Source organism: Pseudoalteromonas sp. SG45-5 (assembly GCF_014164085.1).
GTDB classification, from domain to species: domain Bacteria; phylum Pseudomonadota; class Gammaproteobacteria; order Enterobacterales; family Alteromonadaceae; genus Pseudoalteromonas; species Pseudoalteromonas aliena.
Genome location: NZ_JACJEM010000045.1, coordinates 1 through 19,767, shown reverse-complemented (window position 1 = coordinate 19,767; position 19,767 = coordinate 1). Strand labels below are relative to the sequence as shown.

Genomic DNA, 19,767 nt, shown 5'->3' with positions numbered 1-19,767 from the left:
AGGCTCCTTGGTAGCGTACCTTTGAACGGGTAAGTCAAAGATGCTCAGTGCAGTTATTTACGTGGAGTCTGTAATTGCTACTGAGCCTTTATCCTCTAACTAATAGAGATGAGTTAAATTATGTTACATCCTCGTATTCAAGAAGTTACCCAGCGCGTTATTGAACGCAGCAAAAATACCCGTCAAGATTATTTAGATCGTATTTCGCACGCAAAAAAACAAACAAGAGTTCGTGCTGGATTAGGTTGCGGTAATATAGCCCATGTTATGGCTGCTTGTAGCAGCGATGATAAAGCGCGCTTGAAAGCTGATGAACAGCCAAACCTTGCCATCATAAACTCATACAACGATATGCTGTCGGCTCATGTGCCGTATAAAGACTACCCAGATTTAATTAAAGACATTGCTACAAAGTACGATGCTACAGCACAAGTTGCCGGTGGTGTACCTGCTATGTGTGATGGTGTTACGCAAGGGCGTGACGGCATGGAACTTTCACTTTTTTCTCGCGATGTAATTGCGATGTCTACGGCAATTTCGCTTTCGCACGACGTGTTTGATGGCGTTTTTTGTTTAGGCGTTTGCGACAAAATTGTCCCTGGTTTATTAATTGGTGCATTGTCATTTGGTCATTTACCGGTGTTCTTTTTGCCAGCAGGGCCAATGCAATCAGGTATTCCTAATAAAGAAAAAGCCCGTATTCGCCAAAAATTTGCACAAGGCTTAGTAAGTCGCGAAGACTTATTAGAGGCCGAAAGCGCCTCTTACCACAGCGCAGGTACTTGTACGTTTTATGGCACAGCAAATTCAAACCAAATGTTAATGGAAATAATGGGTTTGCACCTTCCAGGTAGTTCATTCATTAATCCTTATACTGAGCTTCGTGATGGTCTTACAGGTAATGCTGTAGAAACCATGCTCAAGCAACTTACAGACGATAAAGAAAGCCCGTGTTTAGCTGATGTGATCAGCGAAAAAACAATTATAAACGGCTTAGTGGGTCTTTTATCAACAGGCGGCTCTACAAACCATGCAATTCATATTGTTGCTATTGCTAAAGCTGCGGGCATTCAGGTTATGTGGAAAGACATGTCTGATTTATCAGAAGTTGTTCCACTGCTTACGCGTATTTACCCGAATGGCTCAGCAGATGTAAACCACTTTCAAGCAGCCGGTGGTATGGGGTTCTTAATGCGAGAGCTAGCAAGCGCTGGTTACTTACATACAGACGTTAAAACAATGTTGGGTGATGGCCTTGCGCCTTACATGACAGAGCCTCGTTTAGATAAAGACGAAAGTTTGATTATGAGCAACTCAACCGGGCCGACTAAAATTAAGTGGGTAGATTGCCCAGCAAACTCACATGACGAAGAAGTACTTCGCCCAGTGAGCAACCCATTTAGTAAGCAAGGTGGTCTGCAACTTTTAACGGGTAACTTAGGTAAAGCTGTTATAAAAGTGTCAGCTGTTGCTATTGAACATCAAGTGGTTACTGCGCCAGCAAAAGTATTTAGCTCACAAAGTGCACTTCAAGATGCGTATTCACGTGGTGAATTAAACCAAAACTTTATTGCTGTGCTAAAAGAGCAAGGCCCTAAAGCGAAAGGCATGCCAGAGCTACATAAACTCACCCCCGTAATGGCAACGCTTCAAGATGAAGGTTTTAAAGTCGCCATTGTCACGGATGGTCGTATGTCAGGTGCATCAGGTAAAGTACCTGCAGCAATTCACTTAGCACCAGAGGCAGTAGAGGGCGGCATTATCGCTAAAATTCGTGAAGGCGATTTAGTGACGCTTGATGCGCCAAACGGAATATTAAAAGTACATGTTAGCGATGAAGAGCTCGCTAAACGTGAAGCAGAACTTAGCCAGCCAAGTGCAACATTTGGTACAGGTCGCGAATTATTTACAGGGTTTAGAAATATCGTAAGCAGCGCCGATTTAGGCGCGAGTGCTTTTGGACTTGAATAAATATTAGCCATACTGGGTAATGAGGAACAAGTAATGAGTATTGAAAAAATCTTAGCATCGGCACCCGTTGTGCCAGTGGTTGTAATCGAAAAATTAGAAGATGCAGCACCACTTGCAAGAGCGTTATTTAACGGTGGCCTAAAAGCCTTGGAAGTCACACTGCGTACGCCCATTGCAGCAGAAGCTGTAAAGCTAATGAAAGCAGCAGTGCCAGAAGCTTATGTGGGTACAGGTACTGTGGTTGATAAAGCGAGCTTTGATGCATCAGTTGCCGCTGGTGCAGATTTTATGGTGAGTCCAGGCGTGAGTGATGAGCTTATTGCTTTGGCTAAAACATCAGATATACCATTTTTACCAGGTGCTGCGACGGCAAGTGAAGTTATGCAACTTGCATCGCATGGTTTTAAATATTTAAAGTTCTTCCCTGCAGAGGCCGCAGGCGGAACAGCGATGCTTAAGTCAATCGGAGGTCCATTACCTCATATTACTTTTTGCCCAACGGGTGGCATAAGCTTAGCAACAGCACCTAACTATTTAGCGCTTAACAACGTTATATGTGTTGGTGGTACATGGATGCTAGATAAACAACTTATAGAAAATAAAGACTGGCAAGCCATTGAAGCGCTTGCTCGCCAAGCAAGTGAACTTAAATAGGAGTCTAAAATGATTAATGTAGCAATTAACGGTTATGGTCGTATCGGTCGCAATGTATTACGTGCACTTTACGAGTCAGCTCAAAACAACGAAATTAAAATTGTCGCAATTAATGATTTAGCACCAGCTAATGTTAATGCACATTTAACGCAATATGATTCTGTACATGGTCAATTTTCTAAAAAAGTAACACTTGAAAACAATACCATGTTAATTGGTGATGACGTAATTACGTTAACGCAAGAGCGCGACCCTGCAAACTTACCGTGGAAAGCGCTAAACGTAGATATCGTTTTAGAATGTACTGGCTTTTTTACTGCGCGTAATGATGCTGCAAAACATATTGAAGCAGGCGCTAAAAAAGTAATTGTTTCAGCTCCTGGTAAAGATATGGATGCAACAGTAGTACATGGTGTAAACAGCGACGTAATTAATGCTGATAGCAATATCATTTCTAACGCTTCTTGTACTACTAACTGTTTAGCGCCAATTGCAAAAGCAATTAACGATACCGTAGGTATCGAACAAGGCAGCATGACGACAATCCATGCCTACACGAACGATCAAAACTTATCTGATGTGTACCATCCAGATCTATACCGTGCGCGTAGTGCAACTCAATCTATGATCCCAACGAAAACGGGTGCAGCTGCTGCGGTAGGTTTGGTATTACCAGAGCTTGCTGGTAAATTAGATGGTATGTCGGTACGTGTACCTACAATCAATGTTTCTTTAGTTGATTTTACGTTTATCACTAAACGCGATACAACGGCAGAAGAAATCAATGCAATTATGAAAGAAGCATCGACAGGTTCGATGAAAGATATTTTACAATACAATGAGCTTCCGCTTGTATCTATCGACTTTAATCATAATCCAGCGTCGTCTATCTTTGATTCAACGCAAACTAAAGCTAACGGTAAACTAGTTAAAGTCATGGCTTGGTACGACAACGAATGGGGTTTTTCAAACCGCATGTTAGATCAAGTTAAAGCATTAGGCGCGTTTTTATAATTGACCTTGTAAAAGTTTTTGCTTTATCCAACCAAGCCACGCATTGCGTGGCTTTTTTGTGTTTGGATTATACGAATACTTGCTAGCAGAGAGGTAGGGCGTGATCTAATTGTATTTTTTATACCCCAAATTTTGTTAATATAGCGGTGTGTAAACCAATGGAAATTTCGTTGTACTCAATCAACTCAACGACGCAAGGAATAACAACAATGATCAAAGTTTTATCACGAAAGATATTTCGCACAAATCATCTTCAGATAGGTGAGGGCAACATAAGCGGTTACGTAGCCTGCTTTTTAGCAATATTAAGTTGCTTGGGCGTACTAGCATTTCACTTTCCTGAATATTTAACCACGCCAGAGCTACGTAAAAGCTACAGCGTCGACTTTTTGCGTCAGCTTATGTTCGCAGCATTATTACTTTCGGGCAGTTTAGGATTACTTAACTTTGTACGTAATACCAATAAGCGCTTAGGGGCTACAGCGTGGTTTTTTATTTTACTCGCTATTATGTTTGGCGGACCAAACGTTGAAGTAAAAGAGTTTGCCAGCGATACACCTTATATAGGGCTTGATTGGTTTATTTTAGATTTACTCGGTTCAACACTTATATTTATTGTGATTGAGAAGTTATTACCTCATCGTAAAGATCAAAAAATATTACGTAGTGAATGGCGAGGCGATTTAAATCACTTTTTTGTAAATCATTTGATTATTGGCTTTGTATTACTCGTTACTAACCACTTTGTGCATTATGGCTTTGGGTGGGCTGTATCATCTACAGTACAAGGTTATATAGAGCAAACATCCTTTTTAGTGCAGTTGTTTTTAATAATACTTGTGGCCGATTTAATGCAGTATTGGGTGCATCGTGCTTATCATGAAATCCCTTTATTATGGCGTTTTCATGGCGTACATCACAGTGCTAAAGAAATGGATTGGTTAGCGGGCTCTCGCCAGCATATTCTTGAAATACTCGTTACTCGCAGCTTAGTGCTCACGCCTATATTTGTACTTGGGTTTTCACAGCAAATAATTAGTTTGTACGTAATAATTGTGGGTTTACAGGCGGTGTTTAACCATGCAAATGTACGTGTTAAATTTGGTTGGCTAAAATATTTTATGGTTACACCGCAGTTTCACCATTGGCATCATGCGTCAGATAAAGCCGCGATTGATCGTAACTACGCTGCACATTTTTCGTTTTTAGATTACGCGTTTGGTACTGCTGTTAAAGGCCAAAAAGAGTGGCCACAAGCGTATGGTGTAGTCGGGGATTACATGCCGGTAGGTATGCTTAAACAACAGGTTTACCCGTTTAAGCGCACTAAATAAATTCGAATGATCGAATAAATACACAATATAAACTAAAAGAGAGCAACGCGTTATACGTTGCTCTCTTTTTTATAATTATTTGACGTTTAGAATTGCGCGTTATGGTAAACGTTTTGTACGTCGTCGCAATCTTCTAACATTGCTAAAAAGCGTTCCATAACTTCAACGTCTTCGCCTTCAATCGGCGTTTCAATTTGTGGCACAAAGCTAATTAGGTCTTCGTCAAATTCAGTCACGCCCATTTCTTCAAGCGCTGTACGCGTATTGTTGTACTCTGTGTGAGGAGCAAAAACAGTAATTTTACCGTCATCTACTTCTACGTCAGTTACATCAACATCAGCCATCATAAGAGCTTCAAGTACTGCTTCGTCGTCATCACCGTCAAATACAAAAATAGCAAGGTGGTCAAATAAATGTGAAACAGAGTTTTGAGCGCCAATTTTAGCATTTGCTTTGGTAAAACAAACACGTACATCAGCAAAGGTACGTTTGTTGTTGTCTGTTAAACAGTCAACAATAATCATACAGTTACCTGGGCCGTAACCTTCGTAACGTGTTGCTGCGTAGTCTTCACCACCGCCGCCTTTTGCTTTATCGATTGCGCGGTCAATAACGTGTGCTGGCACTTGGTCTTTTTTAGCGCGTTCAATTAAACGACGTAATGATAAGTTACCATCTGGGTCTACACCGCCGTTTTTAGCACAAATATAAATTTCTTTGCCGTACTTAGAATAAACTTTAGTTTTAGCACCCGCAGTCTTAGCCATTGAATCTTTTTTGTTTTGGTAAGCTCTTCCCATCTGCGTTTCGCCTTAATATATGTAAATAATAGAATAAAATTATAGCGCGTATTCTAAAGGTAAATGCATTCAAGGGCTAGTAAGTATTATATACAAATAAAAAGAGCACTAACTAAGTTAGTGCTCACAGGGAGAATGATATTAAATGGATTTAAAAGTTATACCTAGCGGTAAAGCGAACGCTTCTTGGAGCTTGGTAGCCTGTTGGTGCAAGGAAGTTTGGATTTACGTCTGTACTTCCTTGAGACTTATCTTTTGTTTGATTATATTCAGTTACTTTATCTACATTAAATAAGTTAAATACATCCACTTTTAAAGTGAGCTTATTATCTGCCCAATCTGGAACATACGTTACACCCGCATCAAGCATATAACTCCAGTCAGTTGTTCCATAGTCACCACGGTTAGTTAGTTCACCACCACAATAGAAGCTAGAGGCACCGTAACGTTTAAAATTAGGCTCATCATAAATAGTGTTGCCATCACCTTTTTTCATATCATCAGTTGGAATATAGCCAGTACAGCTAAGAGGAGTACCTGACATAATATTCATATTTGCTGTTAAAGTAATTTCTTCAGTTACTTTATAAGCACCATAAGCTTTAAACTGGTGGCGACGATCGTTTGGTAAGTATCCATCAGAGCCATCTTGGAACTTTTTATGATCAAAATCTTGAGTTGCGCCAGCATCTTCTTGTCCAAGAGTTGAATTTACATAACCTTCTATATTACCTTCACTTTTTGAATATACGTAAGAAATATTTGTATACCAACCATCTGAAAATGCTCTTTCTAATGTAAATTCTAGGCCTTTATAACTTCTTTTGTACTTAGGAAGATCAAAGTATTTATTTGAAACTGTTTGCTCAGTTACTTCTCCATCCCCATTGAGATCCATAAACACTTTTAGATCTTTACCAGGATTGATTAGCAGACAACCAGCTGTTGACTTCACATCAAAGCCTCCTTCAGGCGTTACCCAGCCATTCGCTTCGTTTGCAACTGGAATACCCTCTGCTTCAGCCCATTTGAAAAAGCCATCATGAGAGCACATATCGTCCATACCATCTTGAACTTTTCGGTACATAAATTTGACACCAGCGGTCCAATTATCAGAAACTTGCTGTTGATAACCTAGAATAAATTCATCTTGATGCATGGGATCTAAATCAGCGACCGCGATGGTTCTAGGATCGGGGACTTGTAAATCGTTATAGCCGGTACCAATTTCTGCACCTAGGTTTATTGGCTCTCCAGTGGCAGGATTAAAACCGTCAACATAATAAAAATGCTCTGAAGAGGATTCTAAACGTGTTGCTCTAATATTGGTATTACCAGCGATAGGAATATAATAGCGACCTAAAGTACCGTAAAGTTTTTTAGATGAATCACCGTCTATATCCCAAGAGAAACCAGTTCTTGGTGCGATTAAGTCATCAGCTTCTACGAATACTTCACCATTCGCGGCATAGTTAGTGAAAGTTTCATTACGGATACCAAAATAAAGAAGTAGCTCGTCGGTTACTTGCCAGTTATCTTCAATATAAAAAGCAGTGTTTTCTACTTTAAAACTACCAGATTGAGTGTCATTAGTACGTACACGAACTGCCTTAGTACCAAGTGGAAGTTCAACGCCATTTATACCTGTAGATGAATAACCCCCTTCACTAACATCAATGTAGCGATAGTAATTACTACCAGTATAAGAAGTACCTATTGTAAATGAAGTATATTCTTCATTGTTATAACCCGCTCTAATATTATGATCGCCTAAGGTATAGTCTAAATCTATTTTGTAGCTTTTACGTTCATCACGGTCTGAATCGGCATCAAGAGCACCTATTTCAGTTTGTGATGGATTAAAACAACCAATATTTTTACGTGCTGAAAATGAAACGCCAAAGGTATCATAGGCTAAAGCACATAGAGCCGCTTCTGGATCAGGGTTACGTGGGTTTTTATTCTCTTCTTTATTTTCAAGTTCGCCATACATCAAGCTTAATGAAAGGTTATCTGTTATGTGGCCATTATAATTTATAATGAATATATCACCGCCATTTTCTTCAGTATAACTTGACGTTTCATCGCCATGCTGACCTGTGTAAAATTGATCAGTAGGGTTAGTATAATACGTTCTGTCTATTTCAGTTTCATTTTGGATGTAAGTACCTGAGAGGATATGGTTATCGGTAATATACCAATCTAGGGTCACAATACCATTTGGGTTTGTAATAGAGCGGTTATTACTTGTAGAACGATTATAATAATCTCGTTCATCGTCTTGAAATTCTACATTAGCGTATATAAAAAGCGCGTCTTGAATTAATGGACCGCCAACTGAAAAGTTATAACTTAAACTATTTCTATAATTATCAGAGTTATACCCTGCATATACTGTATCATCACTAGGAGTACGATCAATGGTGTCTATTCCTGGTTCTCTCAGGCTATCTGGAGAGTAATAAACGGCTCCACCAAACTGCCATTCGTTAGTTCCTTTTTTAGTAATTACATTTGTTATACCGCCAAGCGAACGGCCAAACTCTGCACCGTAACCACCCGTTTTAACTTGTGTTTGTCCTATAGCATCGAAAGGTAACTCAGCAAAGCTTAGTAAAGTACGTAAACTTGTTACATCAAAACCATTAATGTAAAAACCATTTTCACCAACAGATGAACCACCAAAAGAAGGTAGGTTACCAAAATCGTCATCGCCAGGGACTGTACCTGGTGTTAAAAGTGCTATGGCAGTTGAATCTCGGCCTATAGGTAATAACTCAACCTGTTCTTGAGTAAAAACCATCGTTGATTCAACAGAGCTTGTATCTATAGCACGTATTTTAGAACCAAAGACTTGAATTACCTCAGTGCTTTGATCAAAAAGAACGGCGCTACCAGTACCTAGTGTAACTAAAATTTCTCGGGAAATTCCATTACTGCTTGTCACTATATATTTACCTGGAGGCACATCTTTAAAGTTAAAACGGCCGTCAGCGCCAATAACAACTTTACGACTTAACCCTGTAGTTTGGTTTTTAAATGTGACAGTTGCACCAGTTTTTGCTTGTCCATATATTGAACCAGAAGTGTTTGATGCGGCTAATACTGTAGGTGCTGTTATCGCCATTGCAGTCGATATAGCTAATGCAGATAAAGATCGCTTAAAATTTTTATTAATTATTTTTTTCATATTTTATCCCAAAATTGAAAAGTTATTATTATTAATACAGTCTATGTATCTATTTTACACACGTTAATTTACATGTCATTAACTATGTTTGCAATATGTTATTTTTTTGTGTTTATTTTGGTTTGGGTTGTTTATTATTGGTGTGTTCGCTGTGGTTCAGTTTTTTATAAAAACTATTAGGATTTATTGGATTGTGAGCTGTTAGGCGCTATTGAGCTTTCAGAGTTAAAACTTATTCAATCTAGGCTCTTTGTATATTAAAAAACGAGTGCGGAAAATTTACCTCAAAGCAGTTACCTAATTTATATGTTGTATAATTTTAAGGTAACGGCTTCGCTTTTGAGTTTTTGAGCCTTTTAAAAACGTAATTTTATTAATTTTTTTGTTGCTGTAATAACCACATTTGTGAGTATTGGCCTTTGTGTCTTAATAGCTCGGCGTGAGTACCTTGTTCGACTAATTCGCCTTTGCTAAATACCAGTATGTTATCGGCATCGGTAATAGTAGATAACCTATGGGCTATAACGACACTTGTATGATTTTGTGCAACTTCACGCATTGCCGCGAGTATTGCTTGCTCAGAATGAGAGTCGAGTGCAGAAGTTGCTTCATCAAAAATTAAAATAGGGGACTGTTTCAAAATAGCGCGTGCAATGGCAATACGCTGTTTTTCGCCGCCGGATACTTTTAAACCACGTTCGCCAACCAGTGTTTTATCGCCTTTATCAAGTGTTGCTATAAAGTCTTTTAAGTGCGCCATTGCAATGGCTTCGTCAATTTCAGCATCGCTTGCTGATGGCCTGCCGTAAGCAATATTTTCACGAATAGTAGTGTTAAACAGCACGGTGTCTTGCGGCACTATTGCAATGGCTTTTCGTAAACTATTAAGTGTCACTGAGTTTATTGCTTGATTATCGATACTAATTTCACCAGCGTTTACATCATAAAAACGATAAAGCAGTCGGGCTAATGAACTTTTACCAGCACCACTGGCACCAACAATGGCTACTTTGCTGCCTGCTTTAACGCTAAAGCTAAGGTTATTAAGAATAGGGCGGTGTGTATCGTAACTAAAGCTTACATTGTTAAATGTTATCTCACCTTGGCTAATAGTGAGCTCTTTAGCATTAAGTGAGTCGGTTATTTGTGGTTTTTTGTTAAGTAGTCCAAGCATATTTTCAAGATCAGTTAGCGCGCGTCTTATTTCGCGGTACACAAAACCTAAAAAGTTAAGCGGTAAAAATAGCTGAATCATGTAAGCGTTAATCATTACCAGTTCACCAATAGAGAGCGTACCTGCGACTACTTCGGTTGAGCCCAACCACATTAACGCGGTAATAGCACAGGCAATAATGAGTGCTTGGCCTGAGTTGAGAGCGAGCAACGACATTCTATTTTTTAAACGGGCTTTTTCCCAGTTTGCTAAAAATGTGTCGTACGTTTTTGCTTCAAACTGCTCATTGTTAAAATACTTTACCGTTTCATAATTAAGTAGGCTGTCTATGGCGCGGGTATTACTTTGATTGTCGGCAGCATTTGCTTCTCTAATAAAGCGGTTTCGCCACTGAGTAACCACCACCGTAAAGGTAATATAAATAGCAACTGCCAGTAATGTAATCAGCGCAAACCAAACAGAAAACAACGTGCCAAAAATAATCGCAACGGTCAGTATTTCAAACAAAGTAGGTACAATGTTAAACATTAAAAAACGCATTAAAAAGCTTAACCCGCTAGTACCGCGTTCTATATCGCGGCTAATACCGCCAGTTTGCCTGTCTAAATGAAAAGCCAGCTCAAGTGAGTGCAAATGCTTAAATACCTTTAAACCAATATCGCGCATGGCGTGCTCGGTAACGCGAGAAAATACAGCATCTCTTATTTCACCTAAAAATACGCTAGCAAAACGCAGTCCACCGTACATCAATAACAATAAAGCGGGAACAACCAACAGTGGGTTAATCGACTTATCTACCGAGTCTATAATTTCTTTAAGCGCCCAAGGCATTAACAGCGTGGCACCTTTTGCGCCTATAAGCGCCATAAGTGCAATAAAAACACGGCCTTTAAATTTTGTAAGGTAGGGCCACAGTGTTTTTACACTTTGGCGTAAATTCATGGCGTCTGGTCGTTTTTCACTGCTTTGTCTGGGGCGCATTAAAAGTCTCAGTAAAATTATATAGTAAATAGCTAAGGGCTATTGTATTTCAAATACTAGCCCTTATATACTACGCATCCCTTATTTTAGTTTTAAAACGTGAATGTTTAAATTTAGAGTGTTTTTAACTGCCTTTTTGCTACTTGCTGCACTTTTTAGTGTGCAAAGTAATGCTATGGGCGCCTCACAAAATTTAAATATTACTGTTAGTACGCAGGTTCCGCTTACTGATATTGCCGATTTAACTAAAATACAGCCTATTAGTAAGTCTGTAGATACTTCGCAACATAAAAAAACGCATCAAACCGATTTTGACGCGCACCAACCAAGATTAACTGCCAATAATTCATCTTTGTTTTTGCACACTGTGCAAAGTGAGCCAGAATACGATGTGGTTTTTGAATTTTTTGCTCAAAATCTTGTTAGGCATATATTCTTACGACCGAGAGCCGTTAACCGTATACAACCTTGGTATACGCTTGTAACTAATAGTAAAAAGTCGCGCTTAAGTGGCTGGAAAGACGTTAACTTACTCTACACTGCCGTAACTACCTACCGCGCTTAATTTTCCTTATTTAATTTTATTAGGTTTTAACTTTTAAAGTTTTAGCCTGCAGATTAATTGTGCTTTTAAAAAGTACGTTGCTAGCTTTGCTGGCAATAAGGATTCAACATGTTAAGTTTTAAAAAAGATAAAAAGCCGTCTACGGCTAAGTTCAAGTTAAGCTATATAGCCATGCTAATAGTATTGGTTTTATTAGCTATTAGCGCATTACCAAATTTATACCCAAATAAATCGTGGTTGCATATCAGTGCCGCCCCGCACAGCGAAACACAATTTTTACCGAGCAATAAAACGCTAGTTACTTTTTTAAATAATCAAGGGCTTGAGGTTGAACAGGGCTTAGATAAGCAATCAACTATTAATGTACTTTTAAACGAGCCAACTAAAAGCGCTCAGGCGCAAGCGGCTATAAAAGCGCAATACCCAAACACGCAAGTTAAAATTGTTGAGCATGCAACCAGCCCTACATGGTTACAAAATTTTGGTTTATCACCAATAAAGCTAGGCCTTGATTTAAATGGCGGTGTGCTATTTGTATTAGACGTAGATTTAGACAAAGCCGTTGATGAGCAATTAGTCAGTGCGTATCAACAAGCTAAATCAATCATTATTAAGCAAAAAGCACACGGCGTAAAAGCGCAGCAAACTCAGCACGGGTTTGAAATAAACGCATTGCCTAATGCAACCGACAAGTTAGCCCCCGTTATTGAAGAGCTACAAAGCCGATTTGCTAATTTAGCCGTTGTAACAAGCAATAACGGCATCGTTAAAACTGCCAAATTTAGTTATTCAGAGCAAGGCCGCATCAGCTTTGATAAAGAAGTAATGGGACAAACACTTACAACCCTTCGTTCGCGTATTGAAGAGTTAGGCATTACCGAAGCGGTAACACAGCAACAAGGCAAACATCGCATTCGAATAGAGCTACCTGGCGTGCAAGATCCAACCGAAGCTAAGCGTATTATTGGTGCAACAGCATCGCTTGGTTTTTATCAATTAAAAGAAATTGGCGGACAAACATTTAATATGCAATCGGGCGGAACCATAAAGCTCGATCCTGTGCCCATTTTTACAGGCGATCATATTAATAATGCAAACATAGGCCGCGACGATTGGGGTAAACCACTGGTACAACTAAGCCTAGACGGCCAAGGCGGCGATGCAATGTCGGCGTTTTCAAAAGCCAATATTGGTAAGCCAATGGCGACGGTTTACTCTGAGTACTCTCAAAATGCTAAAGGCGAAGTAGTTAAAAAAAGCGAAGTTATTAACGTTGCCAATATTGCTCAGCATTTAAGTTCGCGTTTTAGTATTACCAATATAAAAAGCCAACAAGCGGCAGCCGATCTGGCATTGTTACTCCGTGCAGGATCGCTTACCGCGCCCGTTACAATTGTGCACGAACAAACAATAGGGCCAAGCCTCGGCCAAGAAAATATTAGTAATGGCTTAGCCGCGCTTATGTTAGGCATGGGTATTACCCTTGCATTTATGGCGCTTTGGTATCGCCGTTTAGGTCTTATTGCAAACGTGGCACTTATATTAAATTTAACGTCGCTTGTGGGCTTAATGTCATTATTACCAGGAGTTGTGTTAACGCTTCCGGGTATTGCAGGCTTGGTGCTAACCATAGGTATGGCGGTAGACACTAACGTAATAATATTTGAACGCATTAAAGAAGAACGTCGCCAAGGCCGTGCACCATATCAAGCTATTCAAGAGGGTTATAAACAAGCCGCAAATACAATATTTGATGCCAATATAACGACCATGATCACCGCACTTATCTTATACGGCATAGGCTACGGGCCCGTTAAAGGTTTTGCCATTACACTCGCACTGGGGCTTTTAACGTCTGTATTTACAGGTGTGTACGTATCAAAAATATTAAGCCAAACGTTGTATTTAAAAATGGGTAAAAAAGCAGGAGTAAAAGCACATGCTTAACACTTTTTTAAAAGGTGAAAAGGGTACACGTTTACGCTTTATGGGCATGCTTTTAAGCGCCATTTTAGTGCTGCTATCCGTATTTACGCTTACGCAAAAAGGTTTAAATTTTGGCCTAGACTTTACTGGTGGCTATTTAACAGAGTTTACAACTAGCCAAAGCGTTGAACTAAAAGAGCTTCAATCGTTTATTGCTAAAAATCACAATGGTGAGTTTGAGCTAACCGCGCAAGGAAATAGCCATTTTCAATTAAGAGAAGCGCCAAGTACATCAAAAACAGCTAATAACCTTGATTGGCAAAGCGCCGTTACACAAAATGATGATATAAACGCACAGGTTTTATCGTCGGCCTATATTGGCTCACAAGTGGGCGATGAGTTATTTGATCAAGGTTGTTTAGCAATGTTTGCTGCCATGATTGCGGTAATGATTTACCTTGCAGTGCGTTTTGAATGGCGATTAGCGGTTGGCTCTGTGGTTGCGCTAGTGCACGATTTAATACTCGTACTTGGGTTATTTTCACTATTACAAATTGAGTTTAATCTAACCGTGCTGGCTAGCTTACTGGCTATTATTGGTTATTCACTTAACGACTCAATAATAGTAGGGGATAGAGTACGCGAGCTTTTACGTGTTCAATCAAACAATGTACTTAGCCCAGCGACTATTATTAATAATGCGATTAAAAGTACGTTAACACGCACTTTAATAACGTCGGGTACCACACTTGCAACGGTTGCCAGCGTTTGGTTACTTGCAGGCGCACCACTACAAGGTTTTGCTATTGCATTATTTACCGGCATTGTAGTGGGTACGTTCTCGTCTATTTGTATAGCGGCAACCTTGCCGGAGCTATTGGGTTTAAGCGCTAAAAACTACGAAGTTAAAGTAGATGCCCACACGCAAACATTATTAGATATGCCATAAGGTTTTTAATAAAGCACAAGCAAAGAGCTGCACCAACCAACCGCTATTTGCTTGTTTAATGCTAATTTAAGCCCCGCTAGTATTCCCACCAAACTTGCGGGGTTTAAAACAATGGTTTTAAGCCTAGCAAAAATGTTAAACTAGCGGCCTTATTTTTACAGCCTGTATTGTATTAATCCCCATGAATAAAGCCCACGTTATCGAACATCTTCGCTTTGCGCTAGAAGCGCAGCTTACAACAGCAAAAGTAGCGGCAAAAACTGCGCACGACACCGCCACACATGAAGAAAACATAGCCGAAAATAAATACGATACCCTAGGGCTCGAAGCCGCTTATTTAGCACAAGGCCAAGCCCAGCGCGTAAACGATTGCTATAAAAGCATAGAATTGTTCGAACCTGCCTTTAACGAAAAACCAACCGACAAAATAATAGTCGGGTCGCTTGTATGTTTAGAAGATGATAAAGCAGCCCAAAAATGGTTTTATTTAGGCCCAGCAGCAGGTGGATTAACAGTAAATGTTAAACAGCACTCCATTGCTGTTGTAACACCGGGCGCTCCTATGGGTAAGCAGTTATTAAATAAACGGATTGATGATGAAATTACGTTAACAATTGCAGGTAAAGCCCACGAATACTTGGTGGTAGAGATTTTATAAGGTTTGGTTTTTTAAGCGAAGCGCCATCCAGCAGATCAAATAAAGAAGATAACTGCACTTTCAGGTTTTGGGAGGGACGATTTAGTTCGCAAGCATTATTAGATGAAGCCGCATTGGCGGCCTGCATGGCGTATGTAGATTTAAACCCCGTTAGAGCCAAAATGGCAAAGACACCAGAAGAATCAGACCATACCAGTGCTCGAGTACGGCTAATATGCGCAAAAGAAGGCAAGCAGTCAAAACAATTACTCCGCTTTGCAGGCATGCCACGTCAAACTATGCCAAAAGGGCTCCCATTTGAGCTTAAATCGTACCTTGAACTTGTTGAACTAACAGGGCGTTGTATACGAGAAGGCAAACGAGGGTATATCGAAAGTACACACTTACCCTTACTCGAAAGAGTGAATATTTCTCCCGAAAATTTGTTAAAACTCACCACACAATTTACACGCGTATTTCACGGCGCAGTAGGCAGACCAATATCACAAGCAAGTTACTGTGAAAACTTAAACAGAAAACGGCGAGCCAATATCAGTAATTGTAAAAAGCTATTAACATAAACCTTAAATTACTCAGTAGAAAAGTTGAAACTGCATCATGCAGTTATTTTTATGCGTGTAATTTAGATTTAAGAGTGATAATTGCTTATTTACTGGGTGAAATAAAAGTAACCGAGTAGTAAAAGATAAATTCTTAACCTACAAATTAAATTTAATGGCAACGTTCTGTTTGTTTAATTAGAGTGGCTGTCTAGTTTAACTTCTGTAGTTTAACTCTGCGTTTATGATTGCGTCATTTATAACCTTGGTCGCATTACTTACCTTGTTTGCCAGCAACCGCTGGTGGCGCAATTAGGGGGCTTTCTAATTATTGGTAGCGAGCAAGGTATAATTAAATACTTTGTTGTAGTGCCTTTGTATCTGTTTTTATTTTATAAAGACAAACTGATCGACAAATAGCACGGAGTTTTAAATTTTATACACGTTGCTATGGTTTTACGGTGGATTGGCTGGTTTGCTGTGTTATTGGGCTTAGGGTTATTTTAAAATAAAACAAAGGATCTTTTATGATTAGTTGCGACCAACACGATTATGTTGAAATAGCCTGTATGAACCGTTTACACGTTGAGATTGTTTTAAAAAGTGGTGACACTGTGCGTGGTATAGCAACTGACACAAAACGTAATGCTAATCGAGAGGAGTGCATAGTCGTTAACGTCAATAGCGAGCTGCAACTCATTGTGCTAACAACAATTAGCGTGCTTAAATCGTGCACACAAAACCGATACTTTGACCAAGTGAGTTTTGATTCGAAGTAAGTGATTCACTCAATTTAATTTATGAAGTATTTAGCTTATTACTTATAGCTTAAGTAGAACTCAGCTTAGCCATGATGATGTTTGTAATTAGATATCTAATTACAAAAATTTACTTAATTTATATTTAGTAATAAAAACATAATAAGAGCTAACGCGGGGATATTAGCTAGTTAAATTATAGACGGAGTTAGTCTATTCATATTGTAGAAAAAGTCCTTGTGTTATAAGGTTCACATGAATTTTAATTAAATTATGGATAATTTAAATGACAATCAATGTCTTGTCTCAAACATTTCAATCACATCAACTTGTTCAACTCGCAAATGAAGCTGCACGATTCCTTGAATCCACACCAAAGCATCAATTACCTATAAGTAGTCAATTTAATGGTTCGGGAGTTTATGCACTCTATTACAGTGGTAAAAACCCTAAATACTTAGCTCTATCAGGTAAGCCTATTTATATTGGAAAAGCTGTCCCTACTGGAGCTAGAACTGGTACGTTCGTCGCACGTGAAGAACCCAAGTTGAAAAACAGACTTAACGAGCATGCAAGAAGTATCAAGCAAACATCAAATCTTAATATAATGGATTTTAAATGCAAATTTATGGTCATACCTATAGAAATGAGTGCAATTATCTCTGTGGTTGAATCAGTCCTTATCAATAGATACCAACCAATATGGAATACAAAAATAGATGGCTTTGGAAATCATGATCCAGGTAAAGGTCGTTACGAGCAGGCAAAATCTGAATGGGATAAAATACATCCGGGGAGAGCTTGGGCTGAAAAATTAAAATAGTAAAGTGAGAGTTAGCAGAAAGTAAGGCCGCAGGCCTTGCTTTCTTTGAATAAATTAGGATTAAGAAGTATAAAGGCAAAGAAGATTTACACTGAAATAAGTAGTAAACTTGAGAACAATAACATGAAAAATACGGTTTTAAGGTTTCTATGAATTCAATTGAGCTTTTTTCTGGTGGCGGGGGGTTGGCGCTTGGTTTGGTTAAAAGTGGCTTTCATCATAAAGCCATTGTTGAGTTGAACAAAAATGCTTGTAAAACAATTAGACTCAATAGTGCATTTGATTTCGGAAAATGTGTGTATGAATGCAGTGTCGTAAACTTTGATTATACAGCGATTGATGCTGATATCGATTTGATATCGGGAGGCCCACCTTGCCAGCCTTTTTCTTTGGGCGGTAAAGCGAAAGGAAATGAAGATTCTAGAGATATGTTCCCTCAAGCAATTCGCGCAATTCGTGAAAAAAGACCAAAAGCTTTCATATTTGAAAATGTTAAAGGTTTAATGAGAAAGTCATTCTCTGATTATTTTGAGTATATTACTTTACAGCTTCAATATCCCTCGTTAAACAAAGCTATTGATGAGCCTTGGCAGCTACATAAATCTAGATTGGATCACTATCATGCTCAAAGTGATCACATGCAATTAGAATATAAAGTAACTTGTAAGCTTGTTAATGCAGCTGATTATGGTATTCCTCAAAAGCGAGAACGCATTTTTTTTATTGGCTTTCGATCGGATATTGACCAAAATTGGGAGTTTCCTACACCGACTCACTCAGAAGAATCTTTAATTTGGGATAAGTGGGTTTCAGGTGAATATTGGGAGCGGCACAATCTGCCTGTGCAAATTGCGCAAGAAAAAATGTTAAAAAAAGTGGATAAGATTCGCCAGAAATATCGCTTATCAACGCCACAAAGCCTGCCTTGGGTAACAGTACGTGATGCTTTATCTGGTTTACCCGACTGTGAACATGAAGATGCAAAAAATTATAATCAACATGTGTTTAAAGGTGGAGCTAAAATCTACCCAGGCCATACTGGTAGTTATATCGATGAGCCTTCAAAGGCTCTTAAAGCAGGAGCGCATGGCGTGCCTGGTGGAGAAAATATGATTCGTTTTGAGGATGGTAGCGTTAGATATTACACTGTTCGCGAAAGTGCAAGAATACAGGCTTTCCCAGACGATTTCAGTTTTGAAGGTTCTTGGGGGGAAGTGATGAGGCAGTTAGGCAATGCAGTTCCAGCTAAGCTTGCAGAACAAATTGGCTTGTCAATATTCACGGCGCTAAAGAAATAAAAAGTTGATACCTAAAAGTTTAATAAACTTCACGCAAAACCTAAGGTAGAAAAGATAAATTGTTACCTTAGGTTTTGTTGAAATTAGGATGACAGCCATCCTAATTACTACAAAATTACTACAAAAACTGCCAATTAAATCAGGGCGAAAAATCCAGTTTATAAACAATGAATCATACAAAAAAACAACTCTCTATAGATAGAATAAAAATTTAAACTGACAGTCTAAAAACAATTTTTATGAAAAAGGGCAAATAACAACAATAACAATCAATAACAATGACACCCATTCTAATTTTTGCACTTTGTGAAACGAAGTACTAGTCTTTGTTTAGTACAAAAACCAGCAGGGTGTCACATGGCTATCGCAAGAAAGCGTCAAGTAAGTTTGGTTGATACAAAGTATTATCACTGTACATCACGTTGTGTTCGGCGTGCTTTTTTGTGCGGTGAAGACTATTTTACTGGTCAATCTTACGAACACCGCAGAGGGTGGGTTGAAGGCAAACTGCTTGAGTTAGCTAAGATATTTTGTATAGACGTCTGTGCTTATGCTGTTATGAGTAACCACACCCATTTAGTCCTGTATGTTGATGATAAAAAAGCGAATCGGCTGAATGATAAAGCGATTGTTATTCGCTGGCACAAGCTGTGCAAAGGCACATTGTTAACGCAAAAGTACATACAGGGTGAAAGGCTAAGTAAAGTTGAACTTATCTTTTTTAATCAAACAGTAAAGGAATATCGAGAGCGTCTATCAAGTATTAGTTGGTTTATGCGGTTGTTAAATGAAGACATTGCGCGCAGGGCAAATAAAGAAGATAACTGCACTTTCAGGTTTTGGGAGAGACGATTTAGTTCGCAAGCGTTATTAGATGAAGCCGCATTGGCGGCCTGCATGGCGTATGTAGATTTAAACCCCATTAGAGCCAAAATGGCAAAGACACCAGAAGAATCAGACCATACCAGTGCTCGAGTACGGCTAATATGCGCAAAAGAAGGCAAGCAGCCAAAACAATTACTCCGCTTTGCAGGCATGCCACGTCAAACTATGCCAAAAGGGCTCCCATTTGAGCTTAAATCGTACCTTGAACTTGTTGAACTAACTGGGCATTGTATACGAGAAGACAAACG

General features: G+C 39.1%; 15 protein-coding genes and 1 pseudogene. 13 read left to right on the top strand and 3 right to left on the bottom strand.

The window, feature by feature from the left end; all coding sequences use genetic code 11:
• Window positions 1-120 precede the first annotated feature (120 nt).
• The 4 genes from edd (at window position 121) to H5119_RS14555 (ending at window position 4,973) form a co-directional block, all read left to right on the top strand.
• Window positions 121-1,971, top strand: a complete 1,851-nt coding sequence (edd, locus tag H5119_RS14570; RefSeq protein WP_182702776.1) for a phosphogluconate dehydratase — start codon at window positions 121-123, stop codon at window positions 1,969-1,971.
• A gap of 33 nt (window positions 1,972-2,004) precedes the next feature.
• Complete coding sequence (eda, locus tag H5119_RS14565; protein WP_182702775.1) at window positions 2,005-2,625, top strand: bifunctional 4-hydroxy-2-oxoglutarate aldolase/2-dehydro-3-deoxy-phosphogluconate aldolase; 621 nt, start codon at window positions 2,005-2,007, stop codon at window positions 2,623-2,625.
• A gap of 9 nt (window positions 2,626-2,634) precedes the next feature.
• Window positions 2,635-3,639: a type I glyceraldehyde-3-phosphate dehydrogenase gene (gene gap / locus H5119_RS14560; RefSeq protein WP_182702774.1), complete on the top strand. Its 1,005-nt coding sequence runs from the start codon at window positions 2,635-2,637 to the stop codon at window positions 3,637-3,639.
• A 209-nt stretch (window positions 3,640-3,848) separates the two neighbouring features.
• A complete protein-coding gene (locus H5119_RS14555; RefSeq protein WP_138585962.1) occupies window positions 3,849-4,973 on the top strand; it encodes a sterol desaturase family protein in 1,125 nt (374 codons plus the stop codon).
• Between the two features lie 86 nt (window positions 4,974-5,059).
• Here the strand turns inward: H5119_RS14555 and H5119_RS14550 are convergent, their stop codons facing one another.
• The 3 genes from H5119_RS14550 to H5119_RS14540 all read right to left on the bottom strand — a co-directional run bounded on the left by H5119_RS14550 (window position 5,060) and on the right by H5119_RS14540 (window position 11,118).
• Complete coding sequence (locus tag H5119_RS14550) at window positions 5,060-5,773, bottom strand: YebC/PmpR family DNA-binding transcriptional regulator (RefSeq protein WP_182702773.1); 714 nt, start codon at window positions 5,771-5,773, stop codon at window positions 5,060-5,062.
• A 151-nt stretch (window positions 5,774-5,924) separates the two neighbouring features.
• A complete protein-coding gene (locus tag H5119_RS14545; protein WP_182702772.1) occupies window positions 5,925-8,963 on the bottom strand; it encodes a TonB-dependent receptor in 3,039 nt (1,012 codons plus the stop codon).
• 373 nt (window positions 8,964-9,336) lie between these two features.
• The gene (locus tag H5119_RS14540; protein WP_182702771.1) at window positions 9,337-11,118 is read right to left on the bottom strand and encodes an ABC transporter ATP-binding protein/permease; all 1,782 of its coding nucleotides are present in this window, start codon (window positions 11,116-11,118) and stop codon (window positions 9,337-9,339) included.
• Between the two features lie 103 nt (window positions 11,119-11,221).
• Between H5119_RS14540 and H5119_RS14535 the strand changes: the two genes are divergently transcribed.
• The 9 genes and pseudogenes from H5119_RS14535 to H5119_RS14495 form a co-directional block, all read left to right on the top strand.
• Window positions 11,222-11,683 (top strand): hypothetical protein, encoded by a 462-nt coding sequence (locus H5119_RS14535; RefSeq protein ID WP_182702770.1) that lies wholly within the window; start codon window positions 11,222-11,224, stop codon window positions 11,681-11,683.
• A gap of 108 nt (window positions 11,684-11,791) precedes the next feature.
• Complete coding sequence (gene secD / locus H5119_RS14530; protein WP_182702769.1) at window positions 11,792-13,630, top strand: protein translocase subunit SecD; 1,839 nt, start codon at window positions 11,792-11,794, stop codon at window positions 13,628-13,630.
• Window positions 13,623-14,558 carry a protein translocase subunit SecF gene (gene secF / locus H5119_RS14525; RefSeq protein WP_182702768.1) on the top strand — a complete coding sequence of 312 codons (936 nt, stop codon included), beginning with the start codon at window positions 13,623-13,625 and terminating at the stop codon, window positions 14,556-14,558. Before secD ends, secF begins: the two co-directional genes overlap by 8 nt.
• A 181-nt stretch (window positions 14,559-14,739) precedes the next feature.
• Window positions 14,740-15,216: a GreA/GreB family elongation factor gene (locus H5119_RS14520; protein ID WP_182702767.1), complete on the top strand. Its 477-nt coding sequence runs from the start codon at window positions 14,740-14,742 to the stop codon at window positions 15,214-15,216.
• Between the two features lie 32 nt (window positions 15,217-15,248).
• Window positions 15,249-15,776, top strand: a pseudogene (locus H5119_RS14515) (transposase); the annotation flags it as partial.
• Window positions 15,777-16,282: 506 nt separating this feature from the next.
• Entirely contained in the window at window positions 16,283-16,534 is a 252-nt protein-coding gene (locus tag H5119_RS14510; RefSeq protein WP_182702766.1) for a Rho-binding antiterminator, read from the top strand.
• A gap of 265 nt (window positions 16,535-16,799) precedes the next feature.
• The gene (locus H5119_RS14505) at window positions 16,800-17,336 is read left to right on the top strand and encodes an Eco29kI family restriction endonuclease (RefSeq protein WP_182702765.1); all 537 of its coding nucleotides are present in this window, start codon (window positions 16,800-16,802) and stop codon (window positions 17,334-17,336) included.
• A 149-nt stretch (window positions 17,337-17,485) separates the two neighbouring features.
• A complete protein-coding gene (locus tag H5119_RS14500; RefSeq protein WP_182702764.1) occupies window positions 17,486-18,634 on the top strand; it encodes a DNA cytosine methyltransferase in 1,149 nt (382 codons plus the stop codon).
• Between the two features lie 357 nt (window positions 18,635-18,991).
• On the top strand, window positions 18,992-19,767 hold a 776-nt coding region (locus H5119_RS14495; protein ID WP_182702763.1), incomplete at its 3' end, for a transposase.

Excerpts from the sequence above, each read along its gene's own strand:
- H5119_RS14550 (WP_182702773.1), bottom strand. The coding sequence starts at position 5,773 with ATGGGAAGAGCTTACCAAAACAAAAAAGATTCAATGGCTAAGACTGCG.
- H5119_RS14540 (WP_182702771.1), bottom strand. The coding sequence starts at position 11,118 with ATGCGCCCCAGACAAAGCAGTGAAAAACGACCAGACGCCATGAATTTA.
- H5119_RS14500 (WP_182702764.1), top strand. The coding sequence starts at position 17,486 with ATGAATTCAATTGAGCTTTTTTCTGGTGGCGGGGGGTTGGCGCTTGGT.
- H5119_RS14520 (WP_182702767.1), top strand. The coding sequence starts at position 14,740 with ATGAATAAAGCCCACGTTATCGAACATCTTCGCTTTGCGCTAGAAGCG.
- eda (WP_182702775.1), top strand. The coding sequence starts at position 2,005 with ATGAGTATTGAAAAAATCTTAGCATCGGCACCCGTTGTGCCAGTGGTT.
- edd (WP_182702776.1), top strand. The coding sequence starts at position 121 with ATGTTACATCCTCGTATTCAAGAAGTTACCCAGCGCGTTATTGAACGC.
- H5119_RS14535 (WP_182702770.1), top strand. The coding sequence starts at position 11,222 with ATGTTTAAATTTAGAGTGTTTTTAACTGCCTTTTTGCTACTTGCTGCA.
- secD (WP_182702769.1), top strand. The coding sequence starts at position 11,792 with ATGTTAAGTTTTAAAAAAGATAAAAAGCCGTCTACGGCTAAGTTCAAG.
- H5119_RS14505 (WP_182702765.1), top strand. The coding sequence starts at position 16,800 with ATGACAATCAATGTCTTGTCTCAAACATTTCAATCACATCAACTTGTT.
- H5119_RS14510 (WP_182702766.1), top strand. The coding sequence starts at position 16,283 with ATGATTAGTTGCGACCAACACGATTATGTTGAAATAGCCTGTATGAAC.
- H5119_RS14555 (WP_138585962.1), top strand. The coding sequence starts at position 3,849 with ATGATCAAAGTTTTATCACGAAAGATATTTCGCACAAATCATCTTCAG.
- gap (WP_182702774.1), top strand. The coding sequence starts at position 2,635 with ATGATTAATGTAGCAATTAACGGTTATGGTCGTATCGGTCGCAATGTA.
- H5119_RS14545 (WP_182702772.1), bottom strand. The coding sequence starts at position 8,963 with ATGAAAAAAATAATTAATAAAAATTTTAAGCGATCTTTATCTGCATTA.
- secF (WP_182702768.1), top strand. The coding sequence starts at position 13,623 with ATGCTTAACACTTTTTTAAAAGGTGAAAAGGGTACACGTTTACGCTTT.